Source organism: Sphingomonas sp. Leaf407, assembly GCF_001425385.1.
GTDB lineage: Bacteria > Pseudomonadota > Alphaproteobacteria > Sphingomonadales > Sphingomonadaceae > Sphingomonas.
Genome location: NZ_LMQO01000002.1, coordinates 538,134 through 557,829 on the forward strand (window position 1 = coordinate 538,134; position 19,696 = coordinate 557,829).

Sequence of the window (19,696 nt, forward strand, 5' to 3'; positions counted from 1 at the left end):
GTAGGCGCATGGTCAAGGACAAGACGCTCGGCAAGAGCATGGCGAAATGGGGCGCGCTGGGCGCGGTCGTGGCGATCCCGGTGCCGTTCGTCGGCCCGCTGATCGGCGCGGCGGCGGGTGCCGGCTATGCCTATTTCAAGGCGAAGAAGCCGCGCTACTGAGTGAAACCCGGCCGGTCCCAAGCGATCGGCCGGGTTCCGGGGTGGCCTCGAATACAGGAACGACGATGCGCTGCCCCTTTTGTGCCCATGAAGACAGTCAGGTGAAGGACAGCCGCCCGAGCGACGACGGCGCGGCGATCCGGCGGCGGCGCCAGTGCAGCGGCTGCGGCGCGCGCTTCACCACGTTCGAGCGTATCCAGCTTCGCGACCTGACCGTCGTGAAGTCCGACGACCGGCGGCAGGCGTTCGATCGCGACAAGCTGCTGCGATCGGTCGCGACGGCGTGCCGCAAGCGGCCGATCACCCCGATTCAGGTCGAGCGGATCGTGTCGGGCATCCAGCGCCAGTTGGAGACGACCGGCGACAGCGAGGTCACGTCGCTCAGGATCGGCGAGCTGGTGATGGAGGGGTTGCAGGGCCTCGACCCGGTCGCCTACATCCGGTTCGCCAGTGTTTACAAAGACTTCCGCGAGGCGAAGGATTTCGAGGCGTTCGCGGGGACGCTGGGGGATGCGGGGCAGGAGTAGCACCTGCCCCTGTGTCATTCCCGCGCAGGCGGGAGTCCATAGACGCTGCGGTTCGGACAGGATGCGCAGGCGTTGCGTGTATGGACTCCCGCCTTCGCGGGAGTGACGAATGTGGCTTATCTACCCGACAGCGCATCCAGCGTCGGGCGCATTCCCGACAGGTCGTAGCCCGCCGCCTGCCCCTTGGCGACCAGTGTGTCCGATGCCTCCCCCTGCTTGGCGCTGGCGAGCGCCCACAGGTTGCACGAGCGCGTGCCCGAGCGGCAATAGGCCAGCACCTGTCCCGGCGCGTCGGCGAGGACGGCGGTCATCGCGTCGATCTGCGGATGGCTGAACCCGGCGTGGGTGATCGGGATCGCGTGATAGGTTAGGCCCGCACTTTCCGCTGCCGCCGCGATGCTGTCGCCATCGGGCTGGCCCATGTCCTCGCCGTCGGGGCGGTTGTTGACGATGGTGGTGAAGCCCTGCGCCTCGAGCGTGGCGACGTCGTCGGCGGTGATCTGCGGGCTGACCGAAATGCGGTCGTCGATACGGCGGATGTCCATGGGGCCGGGTGTAGCGTGGGGGGCGGGGGCGTGCAAATGTCGGATCGACGTTCCGCTTCTCCCCTCCCTGACAAGGGAGGGGTCGGGGGTGGGTTGGCCTGCGAGGGAACGTAGCGTCCACCCCGAACCTACCCACCCCCAACCCCTCCCTTGTCAGGGAGGGGAGCAGTTTCGCTCGGGGTTCGGCTGAATGTCGATCCGGTTCAGTGTTGCTTGATAACGCTTAGAAACGCATCGCCATACGCTTGCAACTTCTTCTCGCCGATGCCGGTGATGCGACGCAGGCCACCGATCGTCTGCGGGCGGTCCGCCGCCATTTCGCGCAGCACCGAATCGTGGAAGATGACATAGGGTGGCACGCTTGCCTCCTGCGCCAGTTCGCGGCGCTTGGCGCGCAGCGCCTCGAACAGCGGATCGCCCGAGGGGTTGGGAGTGGTGTCGCCCCGGCGGCGGCGTTCGCGTTTCGGGGGGACGATCAGCGACAGCGTGTCGCCGCCTTTCAGCAACCCGCGCGCGGCGGGGCCGAATTCGAGGCCGCCATGGTCGTTGGCGCGCAGCGCGTCGCGCAATTGCAGCGCGCGGCCGACGGGTTTGAGCAGCGCGACCTCATCGCCGTCGACGATGTTCCAGACCGAGAGGTTTTCATGCCCGTTGGTCATGCTGCGCTCGGTCGACTGGCCGGTCAGCACCTGTTCGATATAGGTCGCGCCGAACATCATGCCGGTGCGGAATACCGCCGAGAGATATTTCTGCGCGACCTGCGTCGCGTCGACCGCGTTGGGCGGGGTCAGGCAATTGTCGCAGTTGCCGCAAGTTTCGGGGGGCGACTCGCCGAAATGCTTGAGCAGGATCGCGCGGCGGCAGCCGGCCGTCTCGACCAGTGCGCCGAGTGCATTGAGCCGCTGGCGCTCGCCCGGCTGGCGCGACGGTTCGACCTCGCCGATGCGCTGGCGGGCGCGGGCGAAATCGTCGGCGCCCCAGAACAGGTGCGCGACCGCCGGATCGCCGTCGCGGCCGGCGCGGCCGGTTTCCTGATAATAGGCCTCGATCGACTTGGGCAGGCCGGCGTGGGCGACGAAGCGGACGTCGGGCTTGTCGATGCCCATGCCGAAGGCGATGGTGGCGACCATCACCATGTCCTCGGACGCGACGAATTCGTGCTGGTTGCGCTGGCGGACGGCAGGGTCGAGCCCGGCGTGATAGACGCGGACCGGGCGGCCGGTCTTGGCGAGCGCTTCGGCGAGGCGTTCGGTGCCGGCGCGCGACTGGACATAGACGATGCCGGGGCCGGGGGTGGCGGCGATCACGTCGGCGATCTGGCGCGTGCCCTGATCGCGCGGGGAGATGTGATAGCGGATGTTGGGCCGGTCGAAGCCGGCGACGATCAGCCCCTCCTGCGGGATGCCGAGCTGGTCGAGGATGTCGGCGCGGGTGTGCGCGTCGGCGGTGGCGGTCAGCGCGAGGCGGGGAACGTCGGGGAACTGGTCGAACAGCGGGCGCAGCAGGCGATAGTCGGGGCGGAAATCGTGGCCCCATTCGCTGACGCAATGCGCTTCGTCGATCGCGAACAGCGACAGGTTGCCGCGCGAGAGCAGTTCGCGGAAATCGCTGCCCGAGGCGCGTTCGGGCGCGACGTAGAGCAGGTCGAGATCGCCATCGAGAAAGCGACCGCGCGTCTCGGCACGGTTGTCGTCGGCCGAGGTCAGCGTCGCGGCGCGGATGCCGACGGCGGTGGCGGCGCGCAACTGGTCGTGCATCAGCGCGATCAGCGGCGAGACGACGACGCAGGTGCCGGGCAACATTTGCGCGGGCAATTGATAGGTCAGCGACTTGCCGGCACCGGTCGGCATGACGGCGAGGGTGCGCTGTCCGCCAAGCACGCGGTCGACCACCTGCCGCTGGACGCCGCGGAAGTCGGGAAAGCCGAAGGTCGATTGCAATACGGGGATCGGGTCGAGCGCCATCGGCCTTCACCTAGGGATGCGGGAGCGGGGCGTCGAGGGGGCAGGCTATCGGTTCCGTGTCGCGCGCCAGTCGGGGCCGGTGATCGTCGCCTCGCCGACCTGACCAGTGTAGCTGCGTCCGCCGGCGGTGAAGCGCAGCGTGGTTCCGCGCAGCGATCCGGTGAGCGCGGTGCCGCCCATGGTGCCGGTCACGTCCTGAAACCGCTGGTCGAGGGCAAGCGACACGCTGGTCCCGTCGGCCAGCGTCGCCTGCCATTCGCCCCCGGCCACCGCCGGCACGATCCACAGATAGACGCGGCGGTCGCCGACCAGCCGTTCGCCATCGGCACGCCAGTCGCCCATGTCGAAGGCATGGGTGACGATGCGGGTGCCGGGTTTGAGTTCGGTCAACAGGCGCGGGCGCAGCGCGAGGTTGATGCGCGGCAACAGGTACATCGTGACGACGTTGGCCTGCGCCAGCGGCACGTCGAACAGGTTCGCGCGGGAGAATCGCGCCCTATCCGCCAGCGAGAGCAGCGCGGCGTTGCGCCGGGCGCGCTCGACCAGCGCGGCGTCGATCTCCACGCCGCTGGCGGTGGCGCCGCGTTTTGCCGCCGCGAGGACGATCCGGCCGTCGCCCGAGCCGAGGTCGATCAGCGTGTCGCCGGCCTTTACCGCGCCCATGTCGAGCATCGCGTCGACCACTGGTTCGGGGGTGGGCACATAGGGCACGTCATAGTCGGGCTCGCGTGCGGCGATGCCGGTGCCGGCAAGGATATGCCCCATGCCGTCGCCATGCGCGTTGCAGCCGGTCAGCAGCAGCGCGAACAGCGCGACGCGCGCGCGCCTCACCGGGCGGCCAGCCACGCGGCGGTTTCGCGCGGATGGGTGACGGGCAGCATATGCCCGCCGGGCATCAAGGTGAGCTGCGCGCCGGGGATCGCCTGCGCGGTGTCGGACCCCTGCGCGGCGGGATCGAGCAACTGGTCGTCGGCCCCGTACAAAATCGCGACCGGTAGGGTGATGTCGGCATAGCGCGGCACCATGGCGCCGAGCGCGCGATTGGCGTCCCCGATCTCGAACGCGCCGGCTTCATAGGCCGACGGGCGCAGCGTCAGCAGCCCGCCGCCGCGGGTGCCGAAGTCGGCCGGCACCGGATCGGGCGCGAAGATCTGGTTGGCGACCGCCATCCCGGTCAGGGTGGTGAGCGGCGTGCCGATCGTCCATGCCGCCAGACCGCGCAACGGGGCGGGGGGGACATTGCCACGAAACACCGGCGGCATCGCCCGCACCGGCCGGGTGAGCGGGGCGATGAGCGCGATGCCGCGTACCTTGCCCGGATGGTGCAGCGCCAGCGCGAGTGCGACCGCGCCGCCCATCGAATGGCCGACGAGCAGCGGGCGGTCGAGCCCGAGCGCATCGATCGCGTCGGCGATCATCCGCGCCTGCGTCTCGATCGGCGGCGGGGTGCCCTCGACGGTCGAATGACCCCAGCCGGGGCGATCGATCAGGATCATGCGATGGTCGCCGCCGATCGCCTGCGTCAACGCGTAGGAGAAATTGCGGAGCTGGCCGTACAGCCCGTGGATCATGACCAGCGTGGGGCCGGTGCCGCCGGTATCGACATAATGGAGCCGCGCGCCGGGCACATCGACGAAATCGCCATCGGGCGGAACCATCGCATCGGCGGTCGCGGCGGCAATGGCGGTCCATCCGACCAGCGCGCCGCCGATCAGGGCGGTGGTGGTCAGCGTCTTTCGCAGGCGATCGTTCATGCGTTGGTCCTCCGGCGTCGCAGCGGGATACGCTTGGGGGGTAGGAAGGGTCCTTTTTGGTTTATGCCGGTTGGTGGATTGGGTCACGCGAAGGCGCGAAGAAGGTTGGTTCACGCGGAGGCGCGGAGACGCGGAGGAAGAAGAAAGATTTTTTCGCGCAGAGGCGCAGAGGCGCAGAGAGGGATCGGACGCGGCAGCGTCTCTCGATCCACGAAGCGACATGGTGCAGCGCCATTCGGCGCGGGGCGATCGTGGGCCGCAACCCCTCTGCGCCTCCGCGCCTCTGCGCGAACCAAACTTCCCTTATTCTTCTTCGCGCCCGTCGCGCCTTCGCGTGAAACCCCTCAAGCCTCCGCCAGCGCCGCCTCGCGTTCGGCGGCCTGGCGTGCCCACATCTCGGCATAGACCCCGCCCGATCGCAGCAGGTCGCCGTGCGATCCGCTTTCGACGACGCGGCCGGCCTCCAGCACGACGATGCGGTCTGCGTGGACCACGGTCGACAGGCGGTGGGCGATGACGATCGTGGTGCGGCCGCGCTCGATGCGGGCCAGCGTTTCGAGGATGTCGGCCTCGGTCCGGCTGTCGAGCGCGCTGGTCGCTTCGTCGAGGATCAGGACCGGCGGGTTCTTGAGCAGCGTGCGCGCGATGGCGACGCGCTGTTTCTCACCGCCCGACAGTTTGAGGCCACGTTCGCCGACGCGGGTGTCGAGCCCTTGCGGAAGCGCGGCGATGAACGGCGCGATCGACGCGCCGCGCGCCGCTTCCGCGACCGCTTCGGGCGTGGCGTCGGCGCGGCCATAGGCGATGTTGTAGCCGATGGTGTCGTTGAACAGCACGGTATCCTGCGGCACGATGCCGATCGCCGCGCGCAGCGACGCCTGGCTGACGGCCGCAATATTCTGTCCGTCGATGGTGATGCGCCCCGCCGTCGGATCGTAGAAGCGGAACAGCAGCCGGGCGAGCGTCGACTTGCCCGCACCCGAGGGACCGACGACGGCGAGAGTGGTGCCGGCCGGCACGTCGAGATCGATGCCGCTCAGGATCGCGCGCCCGTCGCCATAGCCGAACGAGACGTTCTCGAAGCGCACCGCGCCCTGCGTCACGGTCAGCGCGGGGGCACCGGGCCGGTCGACGACGTCGGCGGGGGTGTCGATCAGGTCGAACATCGCGCCCATGTCGACCACGCCCTGCCGCACGGTGCGATAGACCATGCCGAGCAGGTCGAGTGGGCGGAACAATTGGGTCAGCAGCGTCGATACCAGCACCACGTCGCCCGGCGAAAAAGTGCCGCGCGCCCAGCCGAACACGATCAGTGCCATGCCGCCGCCGAGCATCAGCGCGGTGATGAACGCCTGCCCGATGTTGAGCAGCGCCAGCGAATTTTCCGATTTTACCGCCGCATCGGCATAGCCCGCGACCGCGCGGTCGTAGCGGGCGGCCTCGCGCTCCTCGGCGCCGAAATATTTGACCGTCTCGAAATTCAGCAGCGAATCAACCGCATGGGCGACCGCGCCGGTGTCGAGGTCGTTCATCCGTTCGCGCAGGGACGAACGCCAGTCGGTGACGAGGCGGGTGAAGGCGATGTAAATCACCACCATCGCCAGCGTGCCGCCGACCAGCCAGGATCCGAAGCGCGTGCCGAAGATCCACAGCACCAGCCCCAGTTCGAGGATGGTCGGCGCGATGTTGAACAGCAGGAAATACAGCATCGTGTCGATGCTCTTGGTGCCGCGTTCGACGACCCGGGTGACGGCCCCGGTGCGGCGTTCGAGATGGAAGCGCAGCGACAGCGCGTGGAGGTGGCGGAACACCGATGCCGCCAGCCGCCGGGTCGCGTCCTGTCCGACGCGCTCGAACACGACGTTGCGCAGATTGTCGAACAGGGTGCCCGCAAAGCGCGCGGCGGCATAGCCCGCGACCAGCGCGACGACGAGCCACAGCGCACCCCGCGACCCCGCCGCCATCGTGTCGATCGCGCCCTGCAACGCAAACGGCGCGCCGCGCACCTGCACCACCTTCGACGCGATGACCAGCGCCAGCGCAGCGACGATGCGGACCTTCAGCCCCGTGGCCCCGGCGGGCCACAGATAGGGGAGAAAGCGGCGGAGCGTCGCCAGCATCGGTCGGGTCGGACCGGAGGCGGGATGGGTTTCAGGGGGCATTGCAAGCGCCATTTGGGGCGTCGGGCGCGCCGCCGCAACGCTTCGTCGGAACATCTCCGGCGATTGCGGATTGAAACCAAGGTAGGAGACGGGCGATGGCACCACTGGTTTACATCATGGCGATCCTGGGTTGCGGCGACGACGGCGCGGCCTGCACCCGCGAGCGGATCGCCCCGGCGAGCTACACGTCGGTGGCGGAATGCCGCGCGGCGATGCCGGCGATGCTCGCGCGCAATACCGACCTGTCCTATCCGGTAGTCAGCGCTTCGTGCGAGCGCGGCGACGCGCAGATCGTCGAGCGGCTGCCGGTTTCGCCGCAACGCAGCGGCTGATCCTTTGACTGACGCGCCCGACACGCTATTCGAACGTTAACGCGGTGGACGGCCTTTCCGGCCGGCGATCGGACAAGGGGGCGTCGGTGCTGCTGAAATATTACAAGGGTTCGTTTATCTTTACTGCCATCTGTCTGGCACTGGCCGGATGGCTGGGGTGGGAGCTGACCGGCAATGTCGCCGGTACGCTCGGCATTTTGTGGATCACCGCCGTGCTCGGCGTGCTCGAAGTGTCGTTGTCGTTCGACAATGCTGTCGTCAACGCGACGGTGCTGCGCGACATGGACGACAAGTGGCGGCACCGCTTCCTGACATGGGGCGTGCTGATCGCGGTGTTTGGCATGCGGATCCTGTTCCCGGTCGCGATCGTCGCCATCGCCGCGAAGGTCGGACCGATCGCGGCGATCGAACTCGCGGCGGGCGATCCGAAACGGTATCAGGAAATCATCGAAGGCGCGCATATCGGCATCGCCGGATTCGGTGGCGCGTTTCTCGGTATGGTCGGGCTGAACTTCTTTCTGGACTCCGACAAGGACACCCACTGGATTGCGCCGATCGAACGGCCAATCGCGGGCCTGTCGCAGATCAGCGGCGTCGCCATCGGCATCGTCCTGCTGGTGATGTATGCGGTGTCGACGCTGCTCACCACCGACGAGGCGCTGACCTATCTCGTCGCGGGCATGCTGGGGCTGGTGGCGTTCATCGTCGTCCACGGACTGGGCACGCTGCTGGAAGGCGATCCCGATGCCGTGACCGGCGCGGTCGCACGCTCGGGGCTGGCGTCGTTCCTGTATCTGGAAGTGCTCGATGCGTCCTTCTCGTTCGACGGGGTGATCGGGGCGTTCGCGCTGTCGAACAACCTGTTCATCATCGCGCTGGGCCTTGGCATCGGCGCGATGTTCGTCCGGTCGATGACGATCATGCTGGTCGACCACGGGACGCTCAGCGAATATCGCTACCTCGAACATGGGGCGTTCTACGCGATCATCGCGCTGGCGATCATCATGCTGCTGTCGGCCAACCGGAACCTGCATATCCCCGAAACCGTCACCGGGTTGATCGGTGCCAGCCTGATCGGTCTGGCGTTCTGGTCGTCGGTGCGGGCCAACAAAAACAACCCTGACGATACGTTGGCCGAAGCCGATCCGGTGACGCCGTCGGGCGCGCCGCTCGACGGATCGCGCGGCGCTTGAACCCGCCGGCCTGCGGCATCATACTGACATCATTGTAAGCAACGGAGTCGGGCATGGCGACGCAGGCGGTGGAACCGGTACAGCCCATGGCGCGCGACTGGCGCGCGGCATGGGCGGCGCTCCGCCGGTTGCTGGCGAATGGCGACGACACGGTGCAGGTGTTCCGCATCATGCGCGCGCTGAACGCCGATACCAGCCACCGCAACTATGCCCGGCTGCTGACCGTACCGGGCGGCGGCAAGCTGGCCTATGACCGCGTCGAACTGTCCGAGCGGTTTTCCGACCGGGCATGGCTCGACGCGCTGCCCGAGGGGAGCGTGGGCGCTGCCTATCGCGGCTTCCTCGACCGGACCGGGTTTTCGGCGCAGGGGCTGGCCGACCTCAGCTATGCCGATGGCGAGGGCTGGCAGCGGATCGAGCATCCGGTCGCGTGGTTCGGCCGGCGCGAGCGCGACGTCCATGACATCTGGCACGTCCTGACCGGCTATACCGCCGAGGAACATCTGGGCGAGGCGTGCCTCGTCGCCTTTTCCTATGCCCAGACCGGCGGATGGGGCTGGGCGGCGATCGGGATCGGCGCGGCGGTGAAGTCGCTGCGCGTCACCGGCGAGCGGGGTTTCGCCAAGGCGGTGTGGGAAGGCTATCTCCATGGCCGCCGCGCGCGGTGGCTGCATGCCGAGGATTACGAGGCGCTGCTGGGCGAACCGCTGGACGCGGCACGGGCGCGGCTGAAGATTGCCGAACCGGTCGCCTATCGTGCCGCGCAGGCGCGGCTGCGCGAACGGGGGATTTCGGGAATTTAACGCTTGATCCATCCGCCTTGGACCAAGCGTCATCCCAGCGAAGGCTGGGATCTCCCGGGGCTAATGCGCTACAGTAACCGCAGGAGGCCCCAGCCTGCGCTGGGGCGACGCTGCTACACGGATGAATTTCATGGCGGCTACACTGGTCGCGCGGATAGCGTAAGCGCTGCTCGTTACTTCGCCAGTGCGGCGCTCGCCTGTGCCTCGCCGGCGTCGCGGACCGCCTTGGCGCGGGCTTCGGCCTGTTGCTCGACCAGCTTGGCTTCGTCGCGGATCGCCTCGGCGCGAACCTTGAGGCGCTGTGCGTCGTATCCGCCGCCTTGCCCCGCCTGATTGAGCAACCCTTCGGCCTCAACCTTCATCTGCGCGGTCTGGTTTTCCGCCGCCGCCTCGATCGCATCGGCCTGTGCGTCGGCCTGATCGCGAAGCTGTTCGGCGCGCTGCTGCTGCGGCGTCTGGGCACCGCAGGCGGAAACGGCGAAAGCGGCGGCGGCAACGAAGGTGAAGCGGTTCATACAAGCGTCCTGTATCCAGTACCGATGCAATTCACAGGGAGCCGGAAAGTTTCGTTCGTATAACGTTTGGATGACACCGCCCCTGTCCCGCGATGGGTATCGCGCCGCGGCAGCGCGCCCTACATGCAGGCGGACGATGCTGACCCGCCTGACGCTCACCGACTTTCGCAACCATGCGGCGGCGACCATCGCGCCGGGGCCGGGCTTCGTGGTGCTGAGCGGTCCCAATGGCGCGGGCAAGACCAATGTGCTCGAAGCGGTGTCGCTGCTGGCGCCGGGCCGCGGACTGCGCCGGGCCGCGCTGTCGGACATGGCGCGCGACGGCGGGGCGGGGGGCTTCGGCGTCGCCGCCGATCTGGTGGGCGACGTGCGGCTGGCGACGGGGGCGCAGGCCAATGCCCCCGAACGGCGGATCGTGCGGGTGAACGGGGCCAATGCCGCCGCGACCGTGCTGGCCGAATGGCTGTCGGTCCTGTGGCTGACCCCGGCGATGGACCGGCTGTTCGTCGAGCCGGCGGGCGAGCGGCGGCGGTTCCTCGACCGGCTGACATTGGCGCTCGACGTAGGCCATGCGGTGCAGGCCACGCGCTACGACGCGGCGATGCGTCAGCGCAACCGGCTGCTGACCGAGGAGGGAGTGGCCGATCCCGACTGGCTGGCGGCGCTGGAGGCGCGGATGGTCGAGCATGGTGTGGCACTCGCCGCCGCCCGCGCCGACTGTGTCGCGGCGCTCGATGCGCGGATCGGCGCGGCGGGCTCAGGCGATTTCCCGCGGGCCTCGGTCGCGCTGGCGGGGTGGGACGGCGATGCGGCCCGGTTCGCGCAGGATCTGGCGCAGGGCCGGGCACGCGATGCGGCGGCGGGGCGGACGCTGGTCGGGCCGCACCGCGTCGACCTGATCGTCGCCGATCGCGACCGGGTCATGGCGGCGGCACGCTGTTCGACCGGTGAGCAGAAGGCGCTGTTGCTGGGGCTGGTGCTGGCGCATGCCGAACTGGTTGCCGCGCGCACCGGCCGCGCCCCGGTGCTGCTGCTCGACGAGGTCGCGGCGCATCTCGACCCCGACCGGCGCGCGGCGCTGTTCGCGCGGGCGGCGGGGATCGGGCAGGTGTGGCTGACCGGCACCGAGGCGGCGCTGTTCGCGGCGGTGCCGGGCGATGCGTCGCGCTTCGTGGTGGCGGACGGCGTGGTCGCTGTCTGATGGTTGACCTTTTCCCCTCAAGCGCCTATTTGCCGCAACGCAGCGACGCTTTTCAGGCAGCGTGATCGGACCCCGACGGGTCTCGGCTCCGCGTCGCAGCTCCAACCGGCTTCCCTAGTCACGCGGGTCGCAATTTTTTGCCCCGCTACCCGTGCGCCTTGTCGCGTTTCGGGTGCCGGACCCATTTCAGGAACTATCATGTCCTTCCAGTCACTCGGCCTGTCGAAGTCGATCCTCGACGCGCTCGCCGCCAAGAATTACGAAACCCCCACCCCGATCCAGCGCGACGCGATCCCGCTCGTGCTCGAAGGGCGCGACCTGTTGGGCATCGCCCAGACCGGCACCGGCAAGACCGCCGCGTTCGTGCTCCCCTCGATCGATCTGCTGGTGAAGGCGAATGTCCGTCGCCGCCCGATGCGCTGCCGCATGCTGGTGCTGGCGCCGACGCGCGAACTGGTCAGCCAGATCGCCGACAATGCCCGCGCCTATGCGCAGCACAGCAAGCTGACCGTCGCGACCGTGTTCGGCGGCGTCCCCGTGCCGCGCAACGTGCGTGACGTGGCGGCGGGCGTCGACATCCTCGTCGCGACGCCGGGCCGGTTGCTCGACCTGATCGAACAGCGGTGCCTGGGTCTGGGCGAAGTCGAGATCCTCGTGCTCGACGAAGCCGACCAGATGCTCGATCTGGGCTTCATCCACGCGCTGCGCCGCATCGTCTCGATGGTGCCGAAGTCGCGCCAGACGCTGTTCTTCTCGGCGACGATGCCCAAGGACATCCGCGAGCTGGCCGACAAGTATCTGACCGATCCGGCCACCGTCGCGGTGACGCCGGTGTCGTCGACCGCCGAGCGCGTCGAACAGTATGTCACGCACGTCCAGCAGGCCGAGAAGCAGACGCTGCTGACGATGTTCTTCCGCAACACCAAGATCGACCGCGCGCTGGTGTTCACCCGCACCAAGCACGGTGCCGACCGCGTCGTGAAGCTGCTGGCGGCCAACGGTATCGCGTCGAACGCGATCCATGGCAACAAGTCGCAGCCGCAGCGCGAGAAGGCGCTGGCCGCGTTCCGCAACGGCACCGTGCCGATCATGGTCGCGACCGACATCGCCGCGCGCGGGATCGACGTGTCGGGCGTCAGCCATGTCGTGAACTTCGAACTGCCCAACGTATCGGAGCAATATGTCCACCGCATCGGCCGCACCGCGCGCGCGGGTGCGTCGGGCGTGGCGTTCAGCTTCTGCGCCGATGACGAGCGGGCGTATCTGAAGGGTATCGAGAAGCTGACCAAGCAGAAGGTCGAGGTCGTGCCGCTGCCCGCCGACTTCCTCGAACAGAGCGCGCAGATCAAGGCGAGCCGTGCGCCCTATGCCCCCGATCGCCCCGAGCGCCTGCCGAGCGAGCGTGGCCCGGCGCGGCCGCGTGCGACGCATGCCCATGGTGCCAAGCCCGCGCATGGTCGCGGCGGTCCGGTCGGCAATCCGGCGCGTGGCGGCCAGCCGGCGCGCGAGGGTCAGGGTGGTCGTGGTGGCCAGCCGCCGCGCGAAGGCGGTGCGCCGCGTCCGGCGGCCGGTGGCGCGCGTCCCGGTGGCAGCGGCGGCGGTCGCAGCCGGGGTGGTCGCGGTCGTGGCGGCGGTGGTGCTCCGCGCGCGACGGCGTAACCGCCGGCCTCCCCGCTTCGGCGGGGAACGACGCCGTGGCGACATGGCGTGAAAAAGGGGATCGTCAGCGGACCATCGGTCCGGGGCGGTCCCCTTTTCGCGTATCGGGTCGTTGCTACAGTTCGCGCAACGCCCGTGCCGGTCGTGCGCCGAGGATCGGCAGCGCGCCGAGCAGGCCGATGCCGATGGTGATTCCCGCGCCGATCGCCAGCGTGGCGGCCACCGCGCGATAGTCGGGCAGCCATTCGAAGCCGAACAGTTCGACCACGACATACCAGCCGGCACCGATGCCGATCGCGGCGGCGAGCCCCGACAGGATCACCGCCAGCAGCAGATATTCGAGCGCCTGCGCCGTGAGGATCTGGCCGCGCGTCGCGCCGAGCGTTTTCAGGATGACGCTGTCATAGGTCCGCGTTTCGCGCGCGGCGGTGATCGCGCCGATCAGCACTGCGATGCCGGCAAGGATCGCGATTCCCGCCGCCGCCGCGATTGCGGTCGCCATCTGCGACACGATCGTCTGCACCTGCCCGATCACCTCGCGTACCTCGACGACGGAGGTCGAGGGGAAACCGGCCGACAGCGCGCGGACGACGGCGCGTTCGCGCCCCGGCGGCATGGTGACGGTGGCCGCCAGATTGTGCGGCACGTCGGCCAGCACGCCGGGCGAGAACACCATGACGAAGTTGAAGCCCATGCTGTCCCACGCGATCTTGCGGAACGAGGCGATGCGCGCACTGCGTTCCTGCCCCGCGACGCTGATGGTCAGCGGGTCGCCGAGTTTCAGGTCCAGCGCCTGCGCCATGCGTTCGTCGATCGACACCAGCGGCGGCCCGCGATAGCCCGGCTGCCACCAGCGGCCCCGCACGATCTCGCTGCCGGGCGGGAGCGTGTCGGCGAAGGTCAGCCCGCGTTCGCCGCGCAGCGCCCATGCGCCGTCGGGAATGGTCTTGAGATTGGCGACGCGGGTGGTGCCATAGGCGGTGATCGTGCCGCGCATCAGCGGTACGGTCTGTACTTCGGCACCCGGCTGGATACGGGCGATGGTGGCGCGGAACCCCCCCTCGCGCTCGGGTGGCACGTCGAGCGCGAAGAGCGCGGGGGCCTTGGCGGGCACGGTGCGGGCGATGTTCGCGTCGAGGCTGGTGCGGATCGTCGCGAGCAGGACGAACAGGGTGAGGCCGAGGCCGAGCGCTACGACCAGCGCGCCGGTCCGCGCGCCCGGCCGATGCAGCGCGGCGAGCGCGAGGCGCAGCAACGGCCGGCGCGGGCGAGGCAGGCGGGCCGCACCCAGCCGGATCGCCTGTCCCAGCCCCGCGAGCAGCAATAGCAGCGCGGCGGCAGCGGCGAGGAAGCCGGCCCCGAACCACGGCCGCTCGCTCGTGACGAGGACAAGCATGACGATTCCCGCAAAGGCCGCGCCCATCCATGCCGCCGATTTGGCGAGCGGTGCGCGCCGGTTGTCGAGCGCGCCGCGCAGCAGCCCGGCGGCGGGCACCTCCCCGGCGGCGAGCAGCGGAGGTGCGGCAAAGGCGAGCGCGATCAGCAGGCCGTAGGCGGCGGCCTGGATCAGCGGCAACGGATGGATCGCGAAGCTGGGCGCGACCGGCAGCACGTCGCCGGCAAGTGCCACGATCAGCGGCACGGCGGCGATGCCGATGCCAAGGCCGACCGCGATGCCGATCGCCGACACCGCCGCGATCTGGAGCAGATAGACTTTGGCGATCAGCCCCGAGGTCGCGCCCAATATCTTGAGCGTGGCGATGCCCGGCCGCCGCGTCGCGAGATAGGAAGCGACGCCATTGCCCACGCCGATTCCGGCGATGACCAGCGCGGTGAGGCCGACCAGCACGAGAAACTCGCCCATTCGCGTCAGGAACCGCTCGGCCCCGGGCGAGGCGCGGTCGCGGGTGCGCGTGTCCCATCCCTGCCCGGTGTAGCGCTTGGTGAACGCCGCGTTCGCCTGCGCCGGGTCGTAGGCGGTGGCGATGCGGTATTTGCTCTCGTACAGGCTGCCCGGCGCGATCAGCCCGGTGCGATCCAGCCCATCCAGCGATACCAGCGCGACCGCGCCCAGCGTGAAGCCCTCGCTCAACCGGTCGGGTTCGTCGGCGATGACCCCGGCGACGCGGAAACGCGCGCTGCCGAAACGAACGGTGCCGCCGGGACGCAGCTTCAATCGTTCGAGCAGCGCCGGGCCGACATATGTCTCATCGGCACGCAGCGGTCGCGCCGTGCCGCTGGTCAGGCGGAGCGTGCCGTAGAGCGGATAGGGGCCGTCGACCGCCTTCAATTCGATCGGCGCGGTATCGCCGGCGGCGTTGGCGGCCATCGACTGCATGCGCAGCGTTTCGGAGACGCGGCCGATCCGCGCCATCGACCGGCGCTCGGCGTCGTTGGCGCGGCGCTGCGATACCGACAGTTCAATATCGCCGCCGAGCAGGCTCTGCCCGCGCGCGGCCAGTTCACCGGTGATCGATCGCGTCAGGCTACCGATCGCCGCCAGCGCGCCGACGCCGAGGATCAGGCAGACCAGCAACAGCCGCAGGCCCCGGAACCGGGCGCCAAGTTCGCGCCGGGCGAAAGTCCACGCCAGCCGCCATTCGCTCATCGCGCGGTGTCTCTGACAATACGCCCATCGGCCAGTTCGACCACCCGGTCGCAGCGTTCGGCCAGCGACGGATCATGGGTGATGACCAGCAATGTCGCGGTGGTCGCGCGCTGGCGATTGAACAACAGGTCCATGACCGCATGGCCGGTCGCGCGGTCGAGGTTGCCGGTCGGTTCGTCGGCGAACACCAGCGCCGGCCGCCCGGCGAGCGCGCGGGCGATGGCGACGCGCTGCTGCTCGCCGCCCGACAACTGGCTGGGATAATGGTGGAGGCGGTGCGCCAGCCCGACCGCGCCCAGTTCGGCCTCGGCACGGGCGAAGGCTTGCGCTTCGCCCGCCAGTTCCATCGGCACCGCGACGTTTTCCAGCGCCGTCATCGTCGGGAGCAGGTGGAATGCCTGCAACACGATGCCGATGCGTCCGCGCCGCGCGCGCGCCAGATCGTCCTCGCCCATCGTGCCGAAGTCCGCGCCGGCGATCCGCACCTGCCCGCCGCTGGCGCGCTCCAGCCCGGAGAGGACCGCCATCAGCGACGATTTGCCCGATCCCGATGCACCCAGCAGCGCGACGCTGGTCCCCGCCGGCACCGCGAGGTCGAGCCCGTGGAGAATGCGGGCCGCGCCGTCGCCGTCGCCCAGCGTCAGGGTGACACTGCGCGCGTCGATAACCATATCGTCGGTAATGGATTGCATGGGAGTGTATCGCCGGTGACGAAGCAAGGACCCCGCCCATATGCGGGTGCGATCGCCATTCTCCAAGGCGCGATGCTGTTGGGCGGCTGTAGCGGCCCGGATTTGTCGGAGGGCAACGACGTGACCCCGGTGAACGTCGCGGCGGTGGCGGAGCCGACGCCGGTCGGTCGCCAGGCCCCGGTCGCGGGGCCGGAGCGGCTGGTGCTGGCGTTCGGCGACAGCCTGTATGCCGGCTATGGGCTGAACCGGGGCGACAGCCTGCCCGATGACTTGCAGGATGCGTTGCGTAGGCAAGGGATCAATGCGCGTGTCGTCAACGCCGGCATCTCGGGCGATACCAGCGCGGCGGGGCGGCGGCGGCTGGCGTTCACGCTCGACCGGCTGGACCGCAAGCCCGATCTGGTGCTGCTGGGGTTGGGCGGCAACGATCTGCTGCGCCAGATTCCGGCGACCGAGACGCGCGCCAACTTCACCGCGATGCTCGACGAATTGCAGCGGCGGCGGATTCCGGTGGTGCTGACCGGCATGATGGTGCCGCCCAACCTTGGTCCCGATTATGCGGCGGCGTTCAACGGGATCTGGCCCGACATGGCGAAGCGCTATGACGCGGTGCTCGACCCGTTCATTCTGGCGGGCGTGATCGGCAATCGCCAGTTGATGCTGCCCGATGGCGTTCACCCCAACGCGCAGGGCGTCGACCGGATCGTCGCGCGGTTGGCCCCGGTGGTGGCGACGCGGCTGGGCGAATTGTGAGAGTCGGTTTGAAAGCCTGCAACCGCGTGTTTTGAGATAGCCTCTAGGGCCGATCGACATTCAACGAAATGGCTTCCCAATCTGCTCCCCTCCCTTGTCAGGGAGGGGAGCCGCCAAGCGCCATCGTCTGGCTGAATGTCGATCAGCCCTAGCCGACCCATTTGACCATAAGCGTCGCCCCAGCGAAGGCTGGGGCCTCCAGCGGCTCCTGTCGTGCATCAGCGCCGGGATGACGCTTGCTTCAAGGTAGATGGATCAACCGCTATCGCCGAGGATCGCCGTCGCCGCGTGCTGTCCCGACAGCCATGCGCTTTCGACGCGCGGCGCGATCAGCCAGTCGCCGCACGCCGACAGCGCCAGCGCGGGCAGGCGGTAGCTGCCGATCCCCGCCGGAACCGAACGGGCATAGCGCCAGCGGTGCGCGGCGGCATGGACCGGCCGGGGCAGGTCGACACGCTGGGCCAGCGCATCGCGCAGTAGGTCGATCACCGTATCGCGTTCGGCTTCGAGATGGGCGGCGGACCATTCGAGCGTGGCGTGGATCGTCCATGCCTCGCCCGGCGAGCGGCCCGGCTTGGCGGCATTGCACGCCGCCGAATCGATGATGCCGTCACGCTCGATCAGCGGCGGCAGGGCGAGCGGCCGGTCGAAGCCGAGCATCACCGTCCAGCAGGGCGCGGAGCGATGCGTATCGGCCAGCGTCGCCAGCGAATCATCGATCCCGGCGACGAGCGGGCCGACCTGTTCGGCGGGCAGCGCCACGACGATCTCGGCAAAGGGACCGTCCTCGCCAGCGTCATGGGCGACGTGCCAGCCATCGGTATCGCGCCGGATGCCACGGACATGGCACGACCAGCGCACGTCGAGCGCGCCCGCCATCGTGGCCAGCGGGGCGTCCATTCCCGGCGTGCCGACCCATGCGTCATCCCCCGCCGCCGGCCATGGTGCGACGATCCCGCCCCGCGTCCATGCCTGCACGGCTTCGGCGAAGCCGGGGTCGCGCACGGTCATATATTGCGCGCCGTAATCGAAGGCGAAGCGATACCCGTCGACCTCGACCGGGCGGCTCGCCATCCGGCCGCTCGGGCGGCGGCCCTTGTCGTACAGGCAGACGTCGCGCCCCGCCGCAGTCAGCCGGGTGGCACAGCTCAGCCCGGCCATGCCGGCGCCGATGATCGCGATACCCTGAGTCATGTGTCGTCCCACCCCTTGTTGCGGCGCGGCAACGCACGGGGCCGGCGCAATGTTGCCCCGCGCGGCGTTGCAGGGCAACGGTACGGCGACCCGTTTCAGGAGAGTTTCCGCGATGCCGACCGATCGACGCAATCTGATGGCGCAGGGTGTACTGCTGGGGGCCGGCCTTGCGACCGGCGGCTTCGCGCCGGTCGCCGCCGCGCAGGCGCGGGGCGGCACGGCGGCATCGTTTCCCGCCAAGCGGCCCGCGCCCGCCGATCGCCGCTTCGTCAGTTCGGCGGTCGAGCGCGAGATCGCGCGGGTCAGCGGCATGATCGCCGATCCCGAGCTCGCGTGGCTGTTCGCCAATTGCTACCCCAACACGCTCGATACGACCGTCCGCATGAGCACGATCGGCGGCAAGCCCGACAGCTTCGTCATCACCGGCGACATCCCCTGCCTGTGGCTGCGCGATTCGGCGGCGCAGGTGAAATCCTATCTCCATCTGGCCAAACAGGATGCGAAGCTGCGCGAGCTGTTTCGCGGACTGATCGGCCGGCATGCGCGCAGCGTGCTGATCGACCCGTACGCCAATGCCTTCATGGAGGACCCGTCGGCCACCACCTCGCTAGACTGGGCGAAGACGGACGTGACCGAGATGAAGCCGGGCGTCGCCGAGCGTAAATGGGAGATCGATTCGCTATGCTATTCGATGCGGCTGTCGCATGGCTATTGGCACGAGACGCGCGACCCCGCGCCGTTCGACGCGGCATGGGCCGATGCGATGCGCGCGATCGTGCGCACCTTTCGCGAACAGCAGCGTAAGACCTCGCCCGGTCCGTACAAGTTCCAGCGCGCGAGCCGGCAGCCGACCGAGACGCTGCTCGCCGGCTATGGCGCACCGACGCGCAAGAACGGCATGATCCATTCGGGGTTTCGTCCGTCGGACGACGCCTGCCAATATTCGCTGTTCGTGCCGGCCAATCTGTTCGCGGTGACGACGCTGCGCGAAATGGCGCGGGTGGCGAGCGAGGCACGGGGCGATGCGGCGCTCGCGAATGATGCGACGATGCTCGCCGACGAGGTCGCGGCGGCGACCGCGCAACACGGCACGATGCGGCTGGCCGACGGGCGCGAGGTGTGGGCCTATGAGGTCGACGGCTATGGCAATGCGATCTTCATGGACGATGCCAACGTTCCCTCGCTCTCCAGCCTTGCGTGGCTTGGCTGCGTGCCGGCGGACGATGCGCGCTGGCAGCGGACGGCGGCGGCGGCGTGGAGCGAGGCGAACCCGTGGTTCTTCAAGGGCAGCGCGGGCGAGGGAATCGGCGGTCCGCATCAGGGGATGGACTATATCTGGCCGATGTCGCTGATCGTTCGCGCGCTGTCGGCGCGCGACGATGCGACGATCCTCAAATGCCTCGCCACGCTCAAGCGCAGCCACGCCGGCACCGGCTTCATGCACGAGGCGTTCGAGAAGGACGATGTGCGCAAGTTCAGCCGCGACTGGTTCGCATGGGCCAACGGGCTGTTCGGTGAGCTGATCCTGCACCTCGCCGCGACCCGCCCGCAGTTGCTCCGGGCACCGCTCGACGCCGTGGCGGTGTAGCGTCGGTCTATGGCCATGTCTGGCTTCGGGTGAAGCCGGGCATGG

The 19,696-nt window shown here is 69.1% G+C and carries 18 protein-coding genes; 9 read left to right on the forward strand and 9 right to left on the reverse strand.

The genetic code is table 11. The features are described 5' to 3' along the window. Positions 1-8 precede the first annotated feature (8 nt). Complete coding sequence (locus ASG37_RS17905; RefSeq protein ID WP_164490767.1) at positions 9-161, forward strand: hypothetical protein; 153 nt, start codon at positions 9-11, stop codon at positions 159-161. 65 nt (positions 162-226) lie between these two features. After that, positions 227-688: a transcriptional regulator NrdR gene (gene nrdR / locus ASG37_RS08845; protein WP_082448146.1), complete on the forward strand. Its 462-nt coding sequence runs from the start codon at positions 227-229 to the stop codon at positions 686-688. A 116-nt stretch (positions 689-804) separates the two neighbouring features. Here the strand turns inward: nrdR and ASG37_RS08850 are convergent, their stop codons facing one another. From ASG37_RS08850 to ASG37_RS08870, 5 genes are all read right to left on the reverse strand, one after another. Next, positions 805-1,233 (reverse strand): TIGR01244 family sulfur transferase, encoded by a 429-nt coding sequence (locus ASG37_RS08850; protein ID WP_055758401.1) that lies wholly within the window; start codon positions 1,231-1,233, stop codon positions 805-807. Positions 1,234-1,436: 203 nt separating this feature from the next. After that, positions 1,437-3,197: a DNA helicase RecQ gene (gene recQ / locus ASG37_RS08855; RefSeq protein WP_055758404.1), complete on the reverse strand. Its 1,761-nt coding sequence runs from the start codon at positions 3,195-3,197 to the stop codon at positions 1,437-1,439. Positions 3,198-3,242: 45 nt separating this feature from the next. Further along, on the reverse strand, positions 3,243-4,043 hold the full coding sequence (locus tag ASG37_RS08860; RefSeq protein WP_055758406.1) for an SAM-dependent methyltransferase: 801 nt from the start codon (positions 4,041-4,043) through the stop codon (positions 3,243-3,245). After that, on the reverse strand, positions 4,025-4,951 hold the full coding sequence (locus ASG37_RS08865; RefSeq protein WP_055758409.1) for an alpha/beta fold hydrolase: 927 nt from the start codon (positions 4,949-4,951) through the stop codon (positions 4,025-4,027). Before ASG37_RS08865 ends, ASG37_RS08860 begins: the two co-directional genes overlap by 19 nt. 344 nt (positions 4,952-5,295) lie before the next feature. Then, positions 5,296-7,113 (reverse strand): ABCB family ABC transporter ATP-binding protein/permease, encoded by a 1,818-nt coding sequence (locus tag ASG37_RS08870; protein WP_055758811.1) that lies wholly within the window; start codon positions 7,111-7,113, stop codon positions 5,296-5,298. 95 nt (positions 7,114-7,208) lie between these two features. On the opposite strand from ASG37_RS08870, the gene ASG37_RS08875 reads away from it, so the two are divergent. From ASG37_RS08875 to ASG37_RS08885, 3 genes are all read left to right on the forward strand, one after another. Continuing rightward, entirely contained in the window at positions 7,209-7,445 is a 237-nt protein-coding gene (locus ASG37_RS08875; RefSeq protein WP_055758412.1) for a hypothetical protein, read from the forward strand. A gap of 89 nt (positions 7,446-7,534) precedes the next feature. Beyond that, positions 7,535-8,638, forward strand: a complete 1,104-nt coding sequence (locus tag ASG37_RS08880) for a DUF475 domain-containing protein (protein WP_055758814.1) — start codon at positions 7,535-7,537, stop codon at positions 8,636-8,638. Between the two features lie 53 nt (positions 8,639-8,691). Further along, entirely contained in the window at positions 8,692-9,441 is a 750-nt protein-coding gene (locus tag ASG37_RS08885) for a Coq4 family protein (RefSeq protein WP_055758415.1), read from the forward strand. A 173-nt stretch (positions 9,442-9,614) separates the two neighbouring features. On the opposite strand, the gene ASG37_RS08890 is transcribed toward ASG37_RS08885, so the two are convergent. Next, positions 9,615-9,956 (reverse strand): hypothetical protein, encoded by a 342-nt coding sequence (locus ASG37_RS08890; RefSeq protein WP_055758418.1) that lies wholly within the window; start codon positions 9,954-9,956, stop codon positions 9,615-9,617. Positions 9,957-10,092: 136 nt separating this feature from the next. On the opposite strand from ASG37_RS08890, the gene recF reads away from it, so the two are divergent. Together recF and ASG37_RS08900 are read left to right on the forward strand one after the other, a co-directional pair. Further along, positions 10,093-11,157 (forward strand): DNA replication/repair protein RecF, encoded by a 1,065-nt coding sequence (recF, locus tag ASG37_RS08895; protein WP_055758420.1) that lies wholly within the window; start codon positions 10,093-10,095, stop codon positions 11,155-11,157. A gap of 198 nt (positions 11,158-11,355) precedes the next feature. Then, on the forward strand, positions 11,356-12,816 hold the full coding sequence (locus ASG37_RS08900) for a DEAD/DEAH box helicase (protein WP_055758424.1): 1,461 nt from the start codon (positions 11,356-11,358) through the stop codon (positions 12,814-12,816). Between the two features lie 115 nt (positions 12,817-12,931). Here ASG37_RS08900 and ASG37_RS08905 read toward each other — a convergent pair whose 3' ends face one another. Both ASG37_RS08905 and ASG37_RS08910 read right to left on the reverse strand, forming a co-directional pair. Further along, entirely contained in the window at positions 12,932-15,424 is a 2,493-nt protein-coding gene (locus ASG37_RS08905; protein WP_055758427.1) for an ABC transporter permease, read from the reverse strand. Further along, entirely contained in the window at positions 15,421-16,095 is a 675-nt protein-coding gene (locus ASG37_RS08910; protein WP_055758817.1) for an ABC transporter ATP-binding protein, read from the reverse strand. Before ASG37_RS08910 ends, ASG37_RS08905 begins: the two co-directional genes overlap by 4 nt. Before the next feature lie 93 nt (positions 16,096-16,188). Here ASG37_RS08910 and ASG37_RS08915 point away from each other — a divergent pair, with 93 nt between their 5' ends. After that, complete coding sequence (locus tag ASG37_RS08915) at positions 16,189-16,869, forward strand: arylesterase (RefSeq protein WP_055758431.1); 681 nt, start codon at positions 16,189-16,191, stop codon at positions 16,867-16,869. Between the two features lie 255 nt (positions 16,870-17,124). Here the strand turns inward: ASG37_RS08915 and ASG37_RS08920 are convergent, their stop codons facing one another. Beyond that, complete coding sequence (locus ASG37_RS08920; protein WP_055758434.1) at positions 17,125-18,063, reverse strand: NAD(P)/FAD-dependent oxidoreductase; 939 nt, start codon at positions 18,061-18,063, stop codon at positions 17,125-17,127. Between the two features lie 112 nt (positions 18,064-18,175). On the opposite strand from ASG37_RS08920, the gene ASG37_RS08925 reads away from it, so the two are divergent. Beyond that, complete coding sequence (locus tag ASG37_RS08925; protein WP_200909719.1) at positions 18,176-19,651, forward strand: glycoside hydrolase family 125 protein; 1,476 nt, start codon at positions 18,176-18,178, stop codon at positions 19,649-19,651. The last annotated feature ends 45 nt before the right edge of the window (positions 19,652-19,696 follow it).